This window comes from Streptococcus sp. 53 (genome assembly GCF_013276565.1).
Lineage (GTDB): Bacteria > Bacillota > Bacilli > Lactobacillales > Streptococcaceae > Streptococcus.
This window is the reverse complement of sequence record NZ_VMLG01000007.1, coordinates 27,300-44,971: the sequence shown is the minus strand read 5'-3', so window position 1 is coordinate 44,971 and position 17,672 is coordinate 27,300. Positions and strand designations below refer to the sequence as shown.

The window sequence follows — 17,672 nt, the reverse complement described above, 5'->3', positions numbered from 1 at the left end:
AAGCTAAAGGAGTAGCCATGTCAGAAAATCAACAAGCATTGAACCATGTGGTGTCCATGGAAGATCTCACTGTCGATCAAGTCATGAAATTGATCAAACGAGGGATTGAGTTTAAAAACGGAGCTCAGCTTCCCTATGGGGATCATCCGATTGTTTCCAATCTTTTCTTTGAGGATTCTACACGGACGCATAAGTCCTTTGAAGTAGCAGAGATTAAACTGGGATTGGAGCGACTTGACTTTGATGTGAAGACTAGTTCAGTCAATAAGGGTGAGACACTTTATGATACCATTTTGACTCTGTCTGCTTTAGGAGTGGATGTCTGTGTGATTCGCCACCCTGAGGTCGATTATTACAGAGATTTGATTGCAAGTCCCACGATTACGACTTCCATTATCAATGGTGGAGATGGTTCGGGTCAACACCCTAGCCAGAGTTTGCTTGATTTGATGACTATTTATGAGGAATTTGGTCACTTTGAGGGTCTCAAGGTTGCGATTGCAGGTGACTTGGACCACTCACGCGTTGCCAAATCCAATATGCAGATTTTGAAACGTTTAGGTGCAGAACTTTATTTTGCTGGACCTGAGGAATGGAGAAGTCAAGAGTTTGCAGACTATGGACAGTTTGTAGCCATTGATGAAATCATTGATCAGGTGGATGTTATGATGTTTCTCCGTGTGCAACATGAACGCCATAATAGTGGAGCTGTCTTTTCCAAAGAAGACTACCATGCCCAACATGGCTTGACTCAAGAACGTTATGACCGTTTGAAAGAAACAGCAATTCTCATGCACCCAGCTCCAGTCAATCGTGATGTAGAAATCGCAGATCACTTGGTTGAAGCACCAAAATCACGGATTGTCCAACAAATGACCAATGGTGTCTTTGTTCGAATGGCAATCTTAGAATCCGTACTGGCGAGTAGAAACGCCAACTAAAACACAAGACGTTAAAAGACGCCAGTGAGCGTCCACGAGAGGTGAAAATATGACAAAAAGACTTCTAGTATTAGAAGATGGCACAGTTTTTGAAGGAAAGGCCTTCGGAGCAGATATTGATGTAACAGGCGAAATTGTCTTTAATACAGGGATGACCGGCTACCAAGAATCCATTACAGACCAGTCTTATAATGGACAAATCTTGACTTTTACTTATCCTTTGGTAGGAAATTATGGAATTAACCGTGATGATTACGAATCCATTATTCCAACTTGTAAGGGAGTCGTTGTTTTCGAAGAAGCACGTCGAGCTAGCAACTGGCGCAACCAAATGACGCTGGATGAATTTTTGAAAGCCAAGAAAATTCCAGGTATTTCAGGGATTGATACGCGTGCTCTTACCAAGATTATCCGTAAGCATGGTACGATGCGTGCAACCTTGACCCATGTTGGAGACAGTATGGACCATGTGACGGATCAGCTCCAAGCAACAGTTTTGCCGACAGACAATATCAAGCAGGTTTCTACTAAAACATCCTATCCAGCTCCAGGAGTTGGTTTGAGCGTGGTGTTAGTGGACTTTGGTCTCAAGCACTCAATCTTACGTGAACTTTCTAAGCGTAACTGTAACGTTACGGTTGTTCCGTATTCAACAACGGCAGAAGAAATTCTCCATCTCAATCCTGACGGAGTTATGTTGTCAAATGGACCGGGAAATCCAGAAGATGTTCCACAGGCACTCGACATGATTCGTGGTGTGCAAGGAAAAATTCCAATCTTTGGTATCTGTATGGGACACCAACTCTTTGCTATGGCAAATGGGGCTAAGACCTACAAGATGAAATTTGGTCACCGTGGATTCAACCATGCGGTACGGGAGATTGCTACAGGCCGTGTAGACTTTACCAGCCAGAACCATGGTTATGCAGTCAGCCGTGAGGATTTGCCAGAGCATTTGATCATTACTCACGAAGAAATCAATGACAAGTCAGTTGAAGGTGTGCGTCACAGATACCAACCTGCTTTCTCTGTTCAATACCATCCAGATGCAGCCCCTGGTCCACACGACGCAAGCTACCTATTTGACGAGTTTATCGAGATGATGGAAGCTTTTAAACAATCAAACTAAGAACGAGTAAAAGCTCGTCGGAGAATTTATTTAATGTCGCCCTGAGAGGCGACGAATAGAAAGGAGAAGATACATTGTTCGCGGAAGTGAACACGCCCTAAGAACTGTGTGAAAAAGATAAACATCGTCTTGACGCTGAAGGTGTCTGCACCGAGTTTCCTATTTTCACTGTGTTCTTTACGGGCTTTGTATCATAAACTATGCCTAAACGTACTGATATTCAAAAAATTATGGTGATTGGTTCTGGTCCGATTATTATTGGTCAGGCTGCTGAGTTTGACTACGCTGGGACCCAGGCTTGCTTGTCGTTGAAAGAGGAAGGTTATGAGGTTGTTTTGGTTAACTCAAATCCTGCAACCATCATGACGGACAAGGAAATTGCTGACAAGGTTTACATTGAACCGATTACACTTGAGTTTGTGACACGTATTCTTCGTAAGGAACGTCCAGATGCCTTGCTACCAACACTCGGTGGTCAGACAGGTCTCAACATGGCCATGGAATTATCTAAAAATGGTATCCTAGACGAGCTTGGCGTTGAACTTCTGGGTACCAAATTATCTGCCATTGACCAAGCGGAGGACCGTGACCTCTTTAAACAATTGATGGAAGAGCTTGAGCAACCCATTCCAGAATCTGAAATTGTTAACACAGTAGAAGAAGCAGTTGCCTTTGCAGCGACAATTGGCTACCCAGTCATCGTTCGTCCAGCCTTTACCCTTGGTGGTACTGGTGGTGGTATGTGTGCCAACGAGAAAGAATTGCGTGAAATCGCTGAAAATGGTTTGAAATTGTCACCTGTTACCCAATGTTTGATTGAGCGTTCGATTGCAGGTTTCAAGGAAATTGAATACGAAGTGATGCGAGACTCAGCTGACAATGCTTTGGTTGTTTGTAACATGGAAAACTTTGACCCAGTTGGGATTCATACAGGGGATTCCATTGTATTTGCCCCTGCGCAAACCATGTCAGACTATGAAAACCAAATGCTACGTGACGCAAGCTTGAGCATCATTCGTGCCCTCAAGATTGAAGGTGGATGTAACGTTCAGCTGGCTCTTGATCCACACAGCTTCAAGTACTATGTCATCGAAGTAAACCCTCGTGTATCGCGTTCGTCAGCCCTTGCTTCTAAGGCGACAGGATATCCGATTGCTAAGTTGGCTGCTAAGATTGCAGTAGGTTTGACCTTGGATGAAGTTATCAACCCAGTTACAGGTTCAACCTATGCCATGTTTGAACCTGCCCTTGACTACGTGGTTGCCAAGATTCCTCGTTTCCCATTTGACAAGTTTGAAAAAGGTGAACGCCGTCTCGGTACTCAGATGAAGGCGACTGGAGAAGTCATGGCAATCGGTCGTAACATTGAAGAATCTCTTCTTAAGGCTTGCCGCTCCCTTGAAATTGGGGTGCATCACAATGAAATGCCTGAACTTGCAGCAGTTTCTGATGATGCCTTGATTGAAAAAGTAGTCAAAGCCCAGGATGACCGTCTCTTCTACGTATCAGAAGCCATTCGTCGTGGCTACACACCAGAAGAAATTGCAGAGCTTACAAAAATCGATATTTTTTATCTGGATAAACTCCTACATATCTTTGAAATTGAGCAGGAATTGGGTGCTCATCCACAAGATCTAGAAGTCTTGAAAACAGCTAAACTTAATGGCTTCTCAGACCGTAAGATTGCGGAATTTTGGGAAACGACTGCTGATCAAGTTCGTCAGCTTCGCTTGGGAAACAAGATTGTCCCAGTTTATAAGATGGTCGATACCTGTGCGGCGGAGTTTGACTCTGAAACACCATATTTTTATTCAACCTATGGTTGGGAAAATGAATCTATCAAGTCTGATAAAGAATCTGTACTTGTTCTAGGTTCTGGTCCAATCCGTATCGGGCAAGGTGTTGAGTTTGACTACGCAACCGTTCACTCTGTCAAGGCTATCCAGGCTGCTGGTTATGAAGCTATTATCATGAACTCAAACCCAGAGACTGTTTCAACAGACTTCTCTGTGTCTGACAAGCTCTACTTTGAACCATTGACTTTTGAAGATGTTATGAACGTCATTGACCTGGAGCAACCAAAAGGAGTTATCGTTCAGTTCGGTGGTCAAACAGCTATCAACCTTGCGGAGCCATTGGCTAAAGCAGGTGTGACGATCCTTGGTACACAAGTTGCTGACCTAGACCGTGCCGAAGACCGTGACCTTTTCGAGCAAGCTCTCAAAGAATTGGATATTCCACAGCCACCAGGACAAACGGCAACCAATGAAGAAGAAGCAGTGCTTGCAGCTCGCAAGATTGGCTTCCCAGTCTTAGTTCGCCCATCTTATGTCTTGGGTGGTCGTGCTATGGAAATCGTAGAAAATGAAGAAGATCTTCGTTCTTACATGCGTACAGCGGTTAAGGCTAGTCCTGATCATCCAGTCCTTGTTGACTCTTATATCGTTGGACAAGAGTGTGAAGTTGATGCCATTTCAGACGGAGAAAATGTTCTCATCCCTGGTATCATGGAACATATCGAACGTGCCGGTGTCCACTCAGGTGACTCAATGGCCGTTTACCCACCACAAACCTTGTCGCAAAAGGTGCAAGAAACAATCGCAGACTATACTAAACGCTTAGCAATCGGCCTTAACTGTCTTGGTATGATGAACATTCAGTTTGTCATCAAGGATGAAAAAGTCTACGTTATTGAGGTCAATCCGCGTGCCAGCCGTACAGTTCCATTCCTTTCTAAGGTAACCAATATTCCTATGGCTCAAGTAGCGACCAAGCTCATTCTTGGGCAAAGTTTATCAGAACTTGGCTACCAAGATGGTCTTTACCCTGAAAGCACCCGCGTTCATATCAAGGCACCTGTCTTCTCCTTTACCAAACTAGCTAAGGTAGACAGCTTACTTGGTCCTGAAATGAAGTCAACAGGGGAAGTTATGGGTTCTGATACGACTTTGGAAAAAGCTCTCTATAAGGCCTTTGAAGCTTCTTACCTCCACTTGCCAACTTTTGGTAACGTTGTATTTACCATCGATGATGATGCCAAAGAAGAGGCCTTGGACTTGGCTCGTCGTTTCCAAAATATTGGCTATGGAATCCTCGCGACAGAAGGGACAGCAGCCTTCTTTGCTAGTCATAGATTGCAAGCCCAACCTGTTGGTAAGATTGGTGATGATGATAAGGATATTCCAAGTTTTGTTCGCAAAGGAAGAATTCAAGCTATCATTAACACAGTTGGAACAAAACGAACTGCTGATGAAGATGGAGAGCAAATCCGCCGTTCAGCTATTGAACACGGGGTGCCCCTCTTCACAGCCCTAGATACAGCTAACGCTATGCTTAAAGTATTGGAAAGCCGTAGTTTTGTCACAGAAGCAATCTAGTTTAGAAAAGTTTTTCACAGTTTAAAAGCCAGCGTCAGAAAACGCTGGCTTTTGCGACATTAGTGCAGGCTATTCAACTATCAGTTCTTCACTCAAGGATGATTATGAATTGTGATACGATAAGAATAAATTGAGAATGGCTTATGATGTTAATCGTTCTCCTTTTTTGTAATTCTAGCATATCAGAGTCAATATATATTTGTATGGTACTTCCTTTTGCAAAAATGGCTATTTCAGGTTAAAAAAACGACATTTCAGATTTTCTGTTCCAGAAATAGCTATCGCTATGATATAATTATTTTATGATTATTACTATTCCTATAAAAAACCAAAAAGATATTGGCACCCCATCTGATTCAGTCGTTGTTCTCGGCTATTTTGATGGTATACACAAGGGGCATCAAGAATTATTTCGTGTTGCCAATAAGGCTGCGAGAAAGGACTTATTGCCTATCGTTGTTATGACCTTTAATGAATCTCCAAAGATCGCTTTAGAGCCTTATCATCCTGACCTATTTTTACATATTTTGAACCCTGCTGAACGTGAGAGGAAATTAAAACGCGAAGGTGTAGAGGAATTATATCTCCTTGATTTTAGTAGTCAATTCGCTAGTCTCACGGCAGAAGAATTTTTTGCAACTTATATCAAGGCTATGAATGCCAAAATTATTGTTGCAGGTTTTGATTATACATTTGGTTCTGACAAAAAAACAGCAGAAGATTTAAAGGATTACTTTGATGGAGAAGTTATCATTGTTCCACCTGTAGAAGATGAGAAAGGAAAGATTAGTTCAACTCGTATCCGTCAAGCTATTTTAGATGGAAATATGAAAGAAGCAGGAGAACTTTTGGGGGCACCGCTTCCATCCAGAGGTATGGTGGTTCATGGTAATGCTCGTGGTCGTACGATTGGTTATCCAACAGCTAATTTAGTGCTTTTAGACCGTACTTATATGCCAGCAGATGGCGTTTATGTCGTTGATGTTGAGATTCAAAGACAGAAGTATCGTGCTATGGCTAGTGTCGGGAAAAATGTAACCTTTGATGGAGAAGAAGCACGTTTTGAAGTCAATATTTTTGATTTTAATCAAGATATTTATGGGGAAACCGTCATGGTTTATTGGCTTGATCGCATTCGAGATATGACAAAATTTGATTCTGTTGACCAATTAGTGGATCAGTTAAAGGCTGATGAAGAAGTAGCTCGGAATTGGTCTTAAGAGATTGAGTAAACAAAAAAGAGGTTGTTTGTAACCCAAAAGATAGATGATTTAGTCTAACTTTTGAGGTCACGACATTACCTCTTTTTATTCTTTTTCAAAGGTAAATCCTTCTCCAAGGATTTCATGGGCTTCTGTAATGGTTATAAAGGCTTGAGGATCGATTCGATGAATCATTTCCTTCATTTTCACAATCTCATTCCTACCGACAATACAGTAGATAATCTTCAAATCTTTTTGACTATAGTAGCCTTGACCTGAGATGAAAGTAACACCTCTTCCTAGGTCATCATTGATTGCCTTAGCAAGTTGGTCAGGACGTTTTGTGATAATCATAAAGCCTTTACCTGCGTAGCCACCTTCGCCAATCAAATCAATAACACGCGAAACGATAAAATCAAATAAGAGTGTGTAGGAAACCAATCTCAAATCCTTGAAGATAAGGAGAATGAGCATGAGAATACAAAAATCTAAGATAAAGAGCAGTTTCCCCATAGATATATGAGTGTATTTATTGAGAATACGAGCTAGAATATCAGTTCCGCCAGTTGTACCTCCAGCATTAAAGATAATTCCAAGACCGATTCCCAATAGAATTCCCGCTATAAGGGCAGTGATTAGTAAATCACCTTGAAGATCAATATGAAGGGGAATACGTTCAAAAAAGGCCAACCAGGCGGATAAGGCTAAGGTTCCTAGTAAACTAGAGTAGAGGGATTTTGCTCCAAATATTTTCCAAGCTAGGATGAAAAGGGGAATGTTAATCAGCAAGTTCATGAGCGAAACAGGGATTTTAAAAAGATAAAAGGTGATAAGGGTAATGCCTGTCGCCCCTCCTTCAAAGAGATGATGAGGAACTACAAAATAAGTTAGACCAAAAGCATAAATAGCAGCTCCTAATAAAATGGTTAAAATGGGGTAAATTTTTTTAATCATAGGACACCTCTTTTCTTATAAGTAGATTATATCAAATTTTTAAGGAAAATTTGAGTGACTCCATTAGGATTTTTAATCTTTTTTTGATATAATTAGAAGTAAGAAAACCAATCTGAATCCTAAAATAGAAAGATTGATACTATGACAAAAATTAAGATTGTAACCGATTCATCTGTTACTATTGAACCAGAACTAGTAAAGCAATTAGATATTACAATTGTTCCATTATCTGTAATGATTGATAATGTTGTTTATTCTGATGCTGATTTGAAAGAAGAAGGTAAATTTCTTCAGTTGATGCAAGAAGCTAAGAATCTTCCGAAAACAAGTCAACCGCCTGTAGGTGTCTTTGCTGAAGTTTTTGAAGACTTGTGCAAGGATGGCAGCCAGATTCTGGCTATTCATATGTCCCATGCTCTTTCAGGTACTGTAGAAGCAGCGCGTCAAGGTGCTAGCCTATCTACTGCCGACGTAACAGTTATTGACAGTTCTTTCACTGACCAAGCCTTGAAATTCCAAGTTGTTGAGGCTGCGAAATTAGCACAAGAAGGTAAAGATATGGAGACGATTTTAGCTCATGTAGAAGAGGTTAAAAACAACACAGAACTCTATATTGGTGTTTCAACTTTGGAAAATCTTGTCAAAGGTGGACGAATTGGCCGTGTAACTGGATTGTTGAGCTCCCTTCTCAATATCCGTGTTGTCATGCAGATGAAGGACCATGAATTGCAGCCAATGGTTAAAGGTCGCGGTGCTAAAACCTTTAAAAAATGGTTGGATGAGTTGATAACATCACTCTCTGAACGTTCTGTAGCAGAGATTGGAATTTCATATTCTGGTAGTGCTGATTGGGCAAAAGAGATGAAAGAAAGCTTACAAGCTTATGTTGAACAGCCAATTTCTGTTTTGGAAACGGGTTCCATTATTCAAACGCACACAGGTGAGAATGCTTGGGCTATTTTGGTACGTTACCACTCCTAAAAAAATAAAGAAAATGCGAATAAACGGCGTTTTTAACTTGACCTATAAGGGATTTTAGGATATGATTATATTTGTTAATTAGAAATTAATTTGGAGGAATCATTAACATGGCAAACAAACAAGATTTGATCGCTAAAGTAGCAGAAGCTACAGAATTGACTAAGAAAGACTCAGCAGCAGCAGTTGAAGCTGTATTCGCAGCAGTAACTGATTACCTTGCAGCTGGTGAAAAAGTTCAATTGATCGGTTTTGGTAACTTTGAAGTTCGTGAGCGTGCTGCACGTAAAGGTCGCAATCCACAAACTGGTAAAGAAATCACAATTGCAGCTTCTAAAGTTCCAGCATTCAAAGCTGGTAAAGCTCTTAAAGACGCTGTTAAATAATCAGCCTTTAAAAAGCCTATTGTATCAAGCTTTATAGCTTGGGCAGTAGGCTTTTTTGTGTATAGGGAGCAAAACACTATTTTTTCACTTGTTTTAGGATGATGTCAACCAGCATTTTCGTTATTTTCTAATAGTGCTGAGTTTTTATACTCTTCGAAAATCTCTTCAAACCACGTCAGCGTCTCCTTGCCGTAGGTATATGATACTGACTCTGTCAGTTCTATCCACAACCTCAAAACAGTGTTTTGAGCAACCTGCGGCTAAGCTTCCTAGTTTTCTATTTGATTTTCATTGAGTATCAGTCCTCTTTCCCTTAGGAAGAGGCTTTTTAATACTAGGAAAAGGACAGTTAGAGTCTTCTGTGTTATACTAGAGATATGTTAGATTTGAAAGAATACGATATTGTCATGTGGCCGGAGGAGAAGATTGTTTCTTTTCGTCAGAAACTCCTCACTTGGTATGATGAAAACAAAAGAGATTTACCATGGCGTAGGAGTAAGAATCCTTATCATATCTGGGTCTCTGAAATTATGCTCCAGCAGACCAGGGTGGATACGGTTATCCCTTATTACGAACGATTCTTGGACTGGTTTCCAACAGTGGAAAATTTGGCGAATGCGCCTGAAGAGCGTTTGTTGAAGGCTTGGGAAGGTTTGGGTTATTATTCTCGAGTTCGTAATATGCAGGCTGCAGCCCAGCAGATTATGACTGACTTTGGTGGCCAATTTCCAAACACCTATGAAGGAATTTCCAGCTTGAAAGGAATTGGACCTTATACTGCAGGAGCCATTTCCAGTATCGCTTTTAATTTGCCTGAGCCAGCGGTCGATGGTAATGTCATGCGGGTTTTGGCACGTCTGTTTGAAGTCAATCACGATATTGGCATTCCAAGTAATCGCAAAATTTTTCAGGCAATGATGGAAATCTTGATTGACCCAAAACGGCCAGGTGACTTTAATCAAGCTTTGATGGACTTGGGGTCTGATATTGAGGCGCCTGTAAATCCCAGACCAGAAGAAAGTCCGGTTAAGGACTTTAGTGCGGCATATCAGAATGGCACAATGGACCGTTATCCAATCAAGGCTCCTAAGAAAAAGCCGGTCCCTATTTATCTTAAAGCCTTGGTGGTAAAAAATACTCAGGGACAATTTTTACTTGAAAAAAATGAAAGCGAAAAGCTATTGGCAGGTTTTTGGCATTTCCCCTTGATAGAAGTTGATAACTTTTTGCAAGAAGAGCAGTTTGACCTCTTTCATCAGGTTGCAGAAGACAATGTGAACTTTGGTCCCAGTCCAGAAGAGAGTTTTCAGCAGGACTATGACCTAGATGTTGCTTGGCTTGATGTTTATTTTGAGACTGTCAAGCATGTCTTTAGCCATCGCAAGTGGCATGTTCAAATTGTAGCAGGTCAGGTGAGTGACTACCATGATTTTTCAGATAGGGAAGTTCGCTGGCTTTCACCAGAAGAGTTTAAGAATTACCCACTTGCCAAACCCCAACAAAAAATCTGGCAGGCTTATGCACAAACTAACTTAGACAGTAGCAAAGACTAGCTATCGTGTTTTCTTGTTATTTTTTTGGTATAATAGTAGAGAAAAAGGTGAACATATGAAAAAAATACTAATTGTAGATGATGAAAAACCAATCTCAGATATTATCAAGTTTAATATGACCAAGGAAGGTTACGAAGTTGTAACTGCTTTTAACGGTCGTGAAGCGTTAGAACAATTTGAAGCAGAGCAGCCAGATATTATTATTCTGGATTTGATGCTTCCAGAAATTGATGGTTTGGAAGTTGCTAAGACCATTCGCAAGACCAGCAGTGTGCCTATTATCATGCTGTCGGCTAAAGACAGTGAATTTGATAAGGTTATCGGTTTAGAGCTTGGGGCGGATGACTATGTAACCAAACCCTTCTCAAATCGTGAGTTGCAGGCGCGTGTTAAAGCTTTGCTGCGTCGTTCTCAACCTATGCCAGTAGATGGGCAGGAAGCAGAAAGTAAACCTCAACCTATCCAAATTGGGGATTTAGAAATTGTTCCAGACGCCTACGTGGCTAAAAAATATGGCGAAGAACTAGACTTAACCCATCGTGAGTTTGAGCTTTTGTATCATTTGGCATCGCATACAGGTCAAGTCATTACGCGCGAACACTTACTTGAGACTGTCTGGGGTTATGACTATTTTGGTGATGTCCGTACAGTTGATGTGACTGTCCGACGTCTGCGTGAGAAGATTGAAGATACGCCCAGCCGACCAGAGTATATCTTGACGCGCCGTGGTGTAGGGTATTACATGAGAAATAATGCTTGATTTACTGAAACAAACGATTTTTACCAGAGATTTTATCTTTATCCTGATTTTGTTAGGTTTCATCCTTGTTGTGACCCTCTTATTACTAGAGAATAGACGTGATAATATTCGGTTGAAGCAAATCAATCAAAAGGTTAAAGATTTGATTGCAGGAGATTATTCCAAGGTTCTTGATATGCAAGGTGGGTCTGAAATCACCAATATTACCAATAATTTGAATGACTTGTCGGAGGTTATTCGTCTCACTCAGGAAAATCTAGAACAAGAGAGTAAGAGACTAAATAGTATCCTGTTTTATATGACAGATGGGGTTCTTGCGACCAATCGTCGGGGGCAGATTATCATGATTAACGATACAGCCAAGAAGCAACTGGGGCTGGTTAAAGAAGATGTTCTGAATAGAAGCATTTTGGAATTGCTCAAGATAGAAGAAGACTATGAATTGCGTGATTTGATTACCCAAAGTCCAGAATTGTTGCTAGATTCCCAAGACATCAATGGGGAATATCTGAGCCTTCGAGTTCGCTTTGCCTTGATTCGTCGAGAGTCTGGCTTTATTTCAGGTTTGGTGGCTGTTTTGCATGATACGACGGAGCAGGAGAAGGAAGAGCGCGAACGGAGACTCTTCGTTTCCAACGTTAGTCATGAGTTACGGACTCCTTTAACCAGCGTGAAATCTTATCTTGAAGCCTTGGATGAGGGAGCTTTGTGTGAAACTGTAGCACCAGACTTCATCAAGGTGTCTCTGGACGAAACCAACCGTATGATGCGCATGGTGACGGATCTCCTCCATCTCTCACGGATTGATAATGCGACCAGTCACCTAGATGTAGAATTGATAAACTTCACTGCCTTTATTACCTTTATCCTCAATCGTTTTGACAAGATGAAAGGACAGGAAAAAGAAAAGAAATATGAGCTGGTGAGAGATTATCCCATCAATTCTATCTGGATGGAAATTGATACAGATAAGATGACGCAGGTTGTCGACAATATTTTAAATAATGCCATTAAGTATTCGCCAGATGGGGGTAAAATCACTGTCAGAATGAAGACAACTGAAGACCAGATGATTTTATCCATTTCTGACCACGGTTTGGGGATTCCTAAGCAGGATTTGCCACGTATTTTTGACCGTTTCTATCGTGTAGATCGTGCTAGAAGTCGTGCCCAAGGTGGAACAGGTCTGGGCCTGTCTATTGCCAAAGAAATTATCAAACAACATAAGGGCTTTATTTGGGCCAAGAGTGAATACGGTAAGGGATCAACCTTTACCATTGTTCTCCCTTATGATAAGGATGCAGTGAAAGAAGAAGTATGGGAGGATGAAGTAGAAGACTAGAATGAGTGAAATAGGCTTTAAATACAGTATTTTAGCGTCGGGTTCCAGTGGAAATTCCTTTTATCTGGAAACCCCAAAAAAGAAGCTTTTAGTGGATGCAGGCTTGTCTGGTAAAAAGATTACTAGCCTACTTGCTGAAATTAACCGCAAGCCAGAAGACCTGGATGCCATCTTGATTACCCATGAGCATTCAGATCATATCCATGGAGTAGGCGTTTTGGCTCGCAAGTATGGTATGGATCTTTATGCCAATGAAAAGACCTGGCAAGCTATGGAAAATAGTAAATATCTTGGCAAGGTGGATTCTTCGCAAAAGCATATCTTTGAGATGGGCAAAACCAAAACCTTTGGAGATATTGACATCGAGAGTTTTGGTGTAAGCCATGATGCGGTCGCACCACAGTTCTATCGCTTTATGAAGGATGACAAGAGTTTTGTCCTTTTGACAGATACAGGTTATGTTAGTGACCGTATGGCGGGAATTGTCGAAAATGCGGACGGCTATCTTATCGAGTCCAACCATGATGTAGAGATTTTGCGAGCAGGTTCTTACGCTTGGCGACTAAAACAACGAATCCTATCGGATCTGGGTCACCTTTCTAACGAAGATGGTGCCGAAGCCATGATTCGGACGTTAGGAAATCGCACTAAGAAGATTTACCTTGGGCATTTATCTAAGGAAAACAATATCAAGGAACTGGCTCATATGACCATGGTCAATCAGCTGGCTCAAGCTGATCTGGGAGTCGGAGTAGACTTTAAGGTTTATGATACCTCACCAGATACCGCAACACCATTGACAGATATATAGAAAGAACGCTGAGAAAGTGTTCTTTTTATATTGACTGAACACCTAAAAAGTAATACAATGGTGTTACCATTAAAAAAGGGAGTGCAAAAGATGACTACTATTACATTAAAAGTTTCTGAAGCTGATAAAATATTTATGAAAGCAATGGCTAAGTTTGAAGGAGTTTCCCTTTCGGAACTTATTCGCACCAAAACTCTTGAAGCTCTAGAAGACGAATACGACGCTCGTGTGGCAGATTTAGCCTATCAAGAGTATGTAGACGACTTGGAAAAAGGAGTTGAACCTATTACTTGGGAAGAAATGATGCATGATTTAGGCTTGGAGGATGAATAATTTGTATAAATTAGTTCCGACAAGACGTTTCATCAAGCAATTGAAAAAATTGGATCGTTATACGCAGAAGCTAATTACAAACTATTTACAAACCAATGTTTTGGAGGATCCAAGACGATACGGAAAGGCTTTGGTTGGTAATCGCGTTGGTCAATGGCGCTATAGAATTGGTAATTATCGAGTTATCGTACAAATTATAGATGATGAATTAGTCATTGCTACTTTAGAAGTTGGTCATCGGAGAGATATTTATTAAATTAAAGCTGAGTAATAACAGTATAGAAAGTAAGGAGAGTAAAAATTTGAAGAAAAAATGGTTTTTTGCAGATTATTATGATACAACAATTATTTTACTTGCTTTAATCTCTGTTATTCTGGTATTGCTTGGATTTACTGAGATAATTGATTTGGACAATCCGCCTTATAGTATTATTGATTTAGTAATCTGGGGTGTTTTTGTAATTGATTATAGTTGGCGTTTTTTTACTACTAAAAGAAAATGGCGCTTTATTCTTGAAAATATTTTTGATTTATTGGCTATTCTCCCTTTAAATGCTATTTTTACAGTGTTTCGATTAGGACGAATCTTTCGCTTAGCAAGGCTGACAAAATTACTGAAACTGACTCGTTTACTTAGAATAATTGGACTTACAGGTAAATTAGAAAGAAAAATTAGTAGATTCTTACGGACAAATGGCCTGATTTATATCTTGTATGTTAATATCTTTATCGTGCTAGTAGGAAGTTCAATTTTATCTGTAGTTGAAGAAAAATCATTCTCAGATAGTCTTTGGTGGGCTCTTGTGACAGTAACCACTGTTGGTTATGGTGATATTGTTCCAGTTTCCCTTTTTGGGAAATGGATAGCTGTTTTATTAATGTTGGTAGGGATTAGTACAATAGGAATGTTAACAAGTACCTTAACGAACTTTTTTGTAAAGGAGTATCCAGATGAACAGATACAATTTGATAAACTCCAAGATGAATTATCTAGTCAGAGAATATTAATAGAGAAACAATCTGAAAAGATAGAAGAACTACATCGAATGATAAAAGACTTAGTTGAAAAAATATAATAAAGGTGAGACAAAACTTGATTCGAGGAGAAATCAAGTAAGTCTTGACACAATAAAACGCATAATATCAAGGTCTGGCACCTTACATTATGCGTTTTTGTGATTTTTATTAGAATGGCAATTTCCCAGCGAAAGCACCTAATTTTTTCTTAGTCGTTTCATCGATTTGTTCAAGAGCAGAGTTGATGGCTTGAACGGTCATATCAGAAAGGGTTTCGAGGTCTTCTGGGTCAACGACAGCTGGATTGAAGTCAATGCTGACAACTTTCTTATCTCCAGTTAAGGTCGCTTGAACAAGGTCTTGAGCAGATTTGCCAACAAATTGCATAGCAGCAAGTTCAGCTTGGCTTTGTTCCATTTGTTTTTGAAGTTTTTGTGCTTGACGCATCATGTTTTGCATGTTCATCATGGTGATTTACAGTTTCCTTTTACAATTATTTTCTTTTCTATTTTATCAATTTTAAGGTTAAAAGTCTAATCTTTTTTCTGAGTGAATTCATCTAGTAGCGAAAGGAATGTAGAGGAAATAAAAATATAGGATAGATATTCTAAGAGAATAAGAATATTTATCCTATATAGATACTAGATATTCTATGGCAACTTTAAGGGGTTACCGTCATTATTCTACCTTGTAGAAAAATCCGTCAGTGTGGTCATTGATAAGTTGTTGTCCAAACCATAAACGATCTTGTGTGATATCAGATGAGTCGGTATAGCTATTATCTGTAGAAGAGGTGACAGACATGGTTATAGGGATTCCTGCTGGTAAAAAGGCAATAGCTGCACCAGCACCTCCATCTTTAGAAACAGAATTTGCCTTAAGATAGTAGTCAATTTTTCCAGCATGTTCAATTGAAATCTTGGAATGATCACTTACTAAACCATTTTTGTTAAAGGTGAATTCAATACCTGTACGATTCCTACAAGTTCCTGCGACACTAGAAAAATCTCTATTTTGAATTGCAGAAATAATCATTACTTTTTATCAACAGTAATATTTTTTAAATTTGTTTTAGGCTTGTCAAGCGTGAAGAGTGTATTTTTATTAGTTCGAATTGCAATTGTATTTTCATGGTCTTTGTTTACTCCAATATTGAAAGTAGAATCGTAGATATCCATAGCATAAAATAGAGAAACACCAAAACCATTGTCTTCAGTTGTAGGGAAGTAATTTTTTAGTGGATTTGAAAAATCAATTTTCTTATTTTTCTTATCAAATATTGTTCCAGTATATTTTAAAGATTCATAAGCAGTCTGATTTCCGCTGCCATCTGTTTTTAAGTTTATAGAATACGAACCAGTACCAGGTTTGGAGAATTCTGTAAGTTCATTGGAATTTTCTAATGCCTGTATAGTTTTTTTATGTCGTTCAATTCGTTGCTCATGTTCCTCAGCTGAACCATTTGCTATTCCAACTGCTCCTTCAGGATATTTGTCTAGTTTTTCTTTATATTCATCTAATTCCTTTTGTGTAAGTTCTAGATCTTCTTTGTAATAATTGACGAGATTATCATAATAAGTTTTTATGTTTTGCTTATGAAGTTCTTTAGCTTTTTCAATAACTTCCTTGTCAGATAATTTACTAACATCGCCTAATGTTAAATATTTACTATTTTTACTTCCACGTAAATCATATGCTGTAATGGTTTCATTTTTTGCAACTAATAAAAATTGGATTCTAGTTTCTTTTGAGGTTGATTTAGAATTTTCTAAATCATAGATAATGGTTTCATTTTTTGATAAGTATTCAGCAAATTCAGTACTTTTGCTTTTTGAAGATACTTGTTCTATTTGTTTTTCTTCTTGATTACTTTGAGACTTAGTATGAGTACATGCAGTCAGAATGCACCCTGAAAGAAGTAGTGAAATTAAAACTATTTTGCGATTCATATAAGATTCTCCGTTAGTTACTATTTGTATTGGTAAAAATTAAATTATTGTGTATGAAGATAAGTAGTTAATAAAATTATTTTTTCATTATCAAAGAACTCCTAAAACAAACATTATTAAATAAATAGTTTACCGTCTTGGTCTAAATCATACAAGCTATACTGTAATCCAGAATATTCGTTAGGATAACCATTTTTTAAGTTTGCTTTTGAATTGACCTCTGTAGGTGAAGCAGGAGAACCATCTAATACTTTGGCATATTCTTTAAGGACAGGATTATATAGGGTGTAATCAGGTTTCTTCTCTTCCGATGTAGAAGAAGTTGAACTAGTACTTGAAGCAATTGCTTCAGAACTTGCTGAAGAAGTGTTTTCACTCTGATGTTGGCAAGCCGTTAAAATAGAGATAGCTAAAATACTAATACTGAATAGAAATAATTTTTTCATATATTTAATCTTGTAATTCTAAACCTTGGGCATCTTGATGCCATTTGCTACCAGTTTTGGACGTTAAAACTTGAATAGTAATCATAATATTCCAAATAGCATTTGCAAGTAAAACAAATGGCAATAAAATAGGAATGATTGCTAACAGAGTTATGCCGATACGCTTGTATCCTTGTTTAGCATTTCCAATATAAAAATCGTAGGCACCAAACGCTCCTAAAAATAGGGCAAATAAGGCTGCAGCCAGTTTAGATTTATCACTCACTCCATTTGAATGTTGACTAGAGTTAACTGGAGAACTGTTATCTATTTTTGAAACAATATACTCATCACCGTTTTGATAAAATTCTACATAATCACCTACTTGTGGTTCAAAACCAAAACTTTTTCTTGAAATTGCAGTAAATTGACCATTATCACCTTTTCCAACATAAACTGTTTCATCTTCAATTTTTATAACTTTGTTCATATAATTGTCTCCTTAATTTAATCCT

The 17,672-nt window shown here is 39.0% G+C and carries 19 protein-coding genes; 13 read left to right on the top strand and 6 right to left on the bottom strand.

Translation table 11 applies throughout. From position 1 onward, the window contains the following. Positions 1-17: 17 nt before the first annotated feature. The 4 genes from HT722_RS02585 to HT722_RS02570 all read left to right on the top strand — a co-directional run bounded on the left by HT722_RS02585 (position 18) and on the right by HT722_RS02570 (position 6,667). Positions 18-941, top strand: coding sequence for an aspartate carbamoyltransferase catalytic subunit (locus HT722_RS02585; RefSeq protein WP_173277391.1), 924 nt, complete (start codon positions 18-20; stop codon positions 939-941). 49 nt (positions 942-990) lie between these two features. Continuing rightward, positions 991-2,070 (top strand): carbamoyl phosphate synthase small subunit, encoded by a 1,080-nt coding sequence (locus tag HT722_RS02580; protein ID WP_000166853.1) that lies wholly within the window; start codon positions 991-993, stop codon positions 2,068-2,070. A gap of 200 nt (positions 2,071-2,270) precedes the next feature. Beyond that, a complete protein-coding gene (gene carB / locus HT722_RS02575; protein WP_173277389.1) occupies positions 2,271-5,447 on the top strand; it encodes a carbamoyl-phosphate synthase large subunit in 3,177 nt (1,058 codons plus the stop codon). 302 nt (positions 5,448-5,749) lie between these two features. Beyond that, positions 5,750-6,667: a bifunctional riboflavin kinase/FAD synthetase gene (locus HT722_RS02570; RefSeq protein ID WP_173277385.1), complete on the top strand. Its 918-nt coding sequence runs from the start codon at positions 5,750-5,752 to the stop codon at positions 6,665-6,667. A gap of 87 nt (positions 6,668-6,754) precedes the next feature. Here the strand turns inward: HT722_RS02570 and HT722_RS02565 are convergent, their stop codons facing one another. Beyond that, positions 6,755-7,603 (bottom strand): YitT family protein, encoded by an 849-nt coding sequence (locus HT722_RS02565; RefSeq protein ID WP_050243034.1) that lies wholly within the window; start codon positions 7,601-7,603, stop codon positions 6,755-6,757. A 141-nt stretch (positions 7,604-7,744) separates the two neighbouring features. Between HT722_RS02565 and HT722_RS02560 the strand changes: the two genes are divergently transcribed. The 9 genes from HT722_RS02560 to HT722_RS02520 all read left to right on the top strand — a co-directional run bounded on the left by HT722_RS02560 (position 7,745) and on the right by HT722_RS02520 (position 14,842). After that, positions 7,745-8,584 (top strand): DegV family protein, encoded by an 840-nt coding sequence (locus tag HT722_RS02560; RefSeq protein ID WP_173277383.1) that lies wholly within the window; start codon positions 7,745-7,747, stop codon positions 8,582-8,584. A 107-nt stretch (positions 8,585-8,691) separates the two neighbouring features. Continuing rightward, positions 8,692-8,967: an HU family DNA-binding protein gene (locus HT722_RS02555; protein WP_049535169.1), complete on the top strand. Its 276-nt coding sequence runs from the start codon at positions 8,692-8,694 to the stop codon at positions 8,965-8,967. A gap of 377 nt (positions 8,968-9,344) precedes the next feature. Next, positions 9,345-10,520 (top strand): A/G-specific adenine glycosylase, encoded by a 1,176-nt coding sequence (gene mutY, locus HT722_RS02550; RefSeq protein ID WP_173277381.1) that lies wholly within the window; start codon positions 9,345-9,347, stop codon positions 10,518-10,520. 55 nt (positions 10,521-10,575) lie between these two features. Next, positions 10,576-11,280: a response regulator YycF gene (yycF, locus tag HT722_RS02545; protein ID WP_050223087.1), complete on the top strand. Its 705-nt coding sequence runs from the start codon at positions 10,576-10,578 to the stop codon at positions 11,278-11,280. Continuing rightward, positions 11,273-12,622: a cell wall metabolism sensor histidine kinase VicK gene (vicK, locus tag HT722_RS02540; protein WP_050090938.1), complete on the top strand. Its 1,350-nt coding sequence runs from the start codon at positions 11,273-11,275 to the stop codon at positions 12,620-12,622. Before yycF ends, vicK begins: the two co-directional genes overlap by 8 nt. A 1-nt stretch (position 12,623) precedes the next feature. Then, on the top strand, positions 12,624-13,433 hold the full coding sequence (locus tag HT722_RS02535; protein WP_054384038.1) for an MBL fold metallo-hydrolase: 810 nt from the start codon (positions 12,624-12,626) through the stop codon (positions 13,431-13,433). 90 nt (positions 13,434-13,523) lie between these two features. Beyond that, complete coding sequence (locus tag HT722_RS02530) at positions 13,524-13,766, top strand: DUF6290 family protein (protein WP_166728207.1); 243 nt, start codon at positions 13,524-13,526, stop codon at positions 13,764-13,766. A gap of 1 nt (position 13,767) precedes the next feature. Further along, positions 13,768-14,022, top strand: a complete 255-nt coding sequence (locus HT722_RS02525) for a type II toxin-antitoxin system RelE/ParE family toxin (RefSeq protein WP_166728208.1) — start codon at positions 13,768-13,770, stop codon at positions 14,020-14,022. 46 nt (positions 14,023-14,068) lie between these two features. Further along, positions 14,069-14,842 (top strand): ion channel, encoded by a 774-nt coding sequence (locus HT722_RS02520; protein ID WP_138705577.1) that lies wholly within the window; start codon positions 14,069-14,071, stop codon positions 14,840-14,842. Positions 14,843-14,951: 109 nt separating this feature from the next. Here the strand turns inward: HT722_RS02520 and HT722_RS02515 are convergent, their stop codons facing one another. The 5 genes from HT722_RS02515 to HT722_RS02495 form a co-directional block, all read right to left on the bottom strand. Continuing rightward, positions 14,952-15,251 (bottom strand): YbaB/EbfC family nucleoid-associated protein, encoded by a 300-nt coding sequence (locus HT722_RS02515; protein WP_000981526.1) that lies wholly within the window; start codon positions 15,249-15,251, stop codon positions 14,952-14,954. 210 nt (positions 15,252-15,461) lie between these two features. Continuing rightward, on the bottom strand, positions 15,462-15,818 hold the full coding sequence (locus HT722_RS02510; RefSeq protein WP_240146918.1) for a DUF6287 domain-containing protein: 357 nt from the start codon (positions 15,816-15,818) through the stop codon (positions 15,462-15,464). Continuing rightward, positions 15,818-16,732: a hypothetical protein gene (locus HT722_RS02505; RefSeq protein WP_173277378.1), complete on the bottom strand. Its 915-nt coding sequence runs from the start codon at positions 16,730-16,732 to the stop codon at positions 15,818-15,820. Before HT722_RS02505 ends, HT722_RS02510 begins: the two co-directional genes overlap by 1 nt. 116 nt (positions 16,733-16,848) lie before the next feature. Then, positions 16,849-17,178: a hypothetical protein gene (locus HT722_RS02500; protein WP_240146917.1), complete on the bottom strand. Its 330-nt coding sequence runs from the start codon at positions 17,176-17,178 to the stop codon at positions 16,849-16,851. 4 nt (positions 17,179-17,182) lie between these two features. Further along, entirely contained in the window at positions 17,183-17,647 is a 465-nt protein-coding gene (locus tag HT722_RS02495) for a hypothetical protein (RefSeq protein WP_173277376.1), read from the bottom strand. Positions 17,648-17,672 lie beyond the last annotated feature (25 nt).

Excerpts from the sequence above, each read along its gene's own strand:
- HT722_RS02580 (WP_000166853.1), top strand. The coding sequence starts at position 991 with ATGACAAAAAGACTTCTAGTATTAGAAGATGGCACAGTTTTTGAAGGA.
- HT722_RS02555 (WP_049535169.1), top strand. The coding sequence starts at position 8,692 with ATGGCAAACAAACAAGATTTGATCGCTAAAGTAGCAGAAGCTACAGAA.
- HT722_RS02500 (WP_240146917.1), bottom strand. The coding sequence starts at position 17,178 with ATGAAAAAATTATTTCTATTCAGTATTAGTATTTTAGCTATCTCTATT.
- HT722_RS02510 (WP_240146918.1), bottom strand. The coding sequence starts at position 15,818 with ATGATTATTTCTGCAATTCAAAATAGAGATTTTTCTAGTGTCGCAGGA.
- HT722_RS02495 (WP_173277376.1), bottom strand. The coding sequence starts at position 17,647 with ATGAACAAAGTTATAAAAATTGAAGATGAAACAGTTTATGTTGGAAAA.
- HT722_RS02515 (WP_000981526.1), bottom strand. The coding sequence starts at position 15,251 with ATGATGAACATGCAAAACATGATGCGTCAAGCACAAAAACTTCAAAAA.
- HT722_RS02565 (WP_050243034.1), bottom strand. The coding sequence starts at position 7,603 with ATGATTAAAAAAATTTACCCCATTTTAACCATTTTATTAGGAGCTGCT.
- vicK (WP_050090938.1), top strand. The coding sequence starts at position 11,273 with ATGCTTGATTTACTGAAACAAACGATTTTTACCAGAGATTTTATCTTT.
- carB (WP_173277389.1), top strand. The coding sequence starts at position 2,271 with ATGCCTAAACGTACTGATATTCAAAAAATTATGGTGATTGGTTCTGGT.
- yycF (WP_050223087.1), top strand. The coding sequence starts at position 10,576 with ATGAAAAAAATACTAATTGTAGATGATGAAAAACCAATCTCAGATATT.
- HT722_RS02535 (WP_054384038.1), top strand. The coding sequence starts at position 12,624 with ATGAGTGAAATAGGCTTTAAATACAGTATTTTAGCGTCGGGTTCCAGT.
- HT722_RS02570 (WP_173277385.1), top strand. The coding sequence starts at position 5,750 with ATGATTATTACTATTCCTATAAAAAACCAAAAAGATATTGGCACCCCA.
- HT722_RS02560 (WP_173277383.1), top strand. The coding sequence starts at position 7,745 with ATGACAAAAATTAAGATTGTAACCGATTCATCTGTTACTATTGAACCA.
- HT722_RS02505 (WP_173277378.1), bottom strand. The coding sequence starts at position 16,732 with ATGAATCGCAAAATAGTTTTAATTTCACTACTTCTTTCAGGGTGCATT.
- mutY (WP_173277381.1), top strand. The coding sequence starts at position 9,345 with ATGTTAGATTTGAAAGAATACGATATTGTCATGTGGCCGGAGGAGAAG.
- HT722_RS02585 (WP_173277391.1), top strand. The coding sequence starts at position 18 with ATGTCAGAAAATCAACAAGCATTGAACCATGTGGTGTCCATGGAAGAT.
- HT722_RS02530 (WP_166728207.1), top strand. The coding sequence starts at position 13,524 with ATGACTACTATTACATTAAAAGTTTCTGAAGCTGATAAAATATTTATG.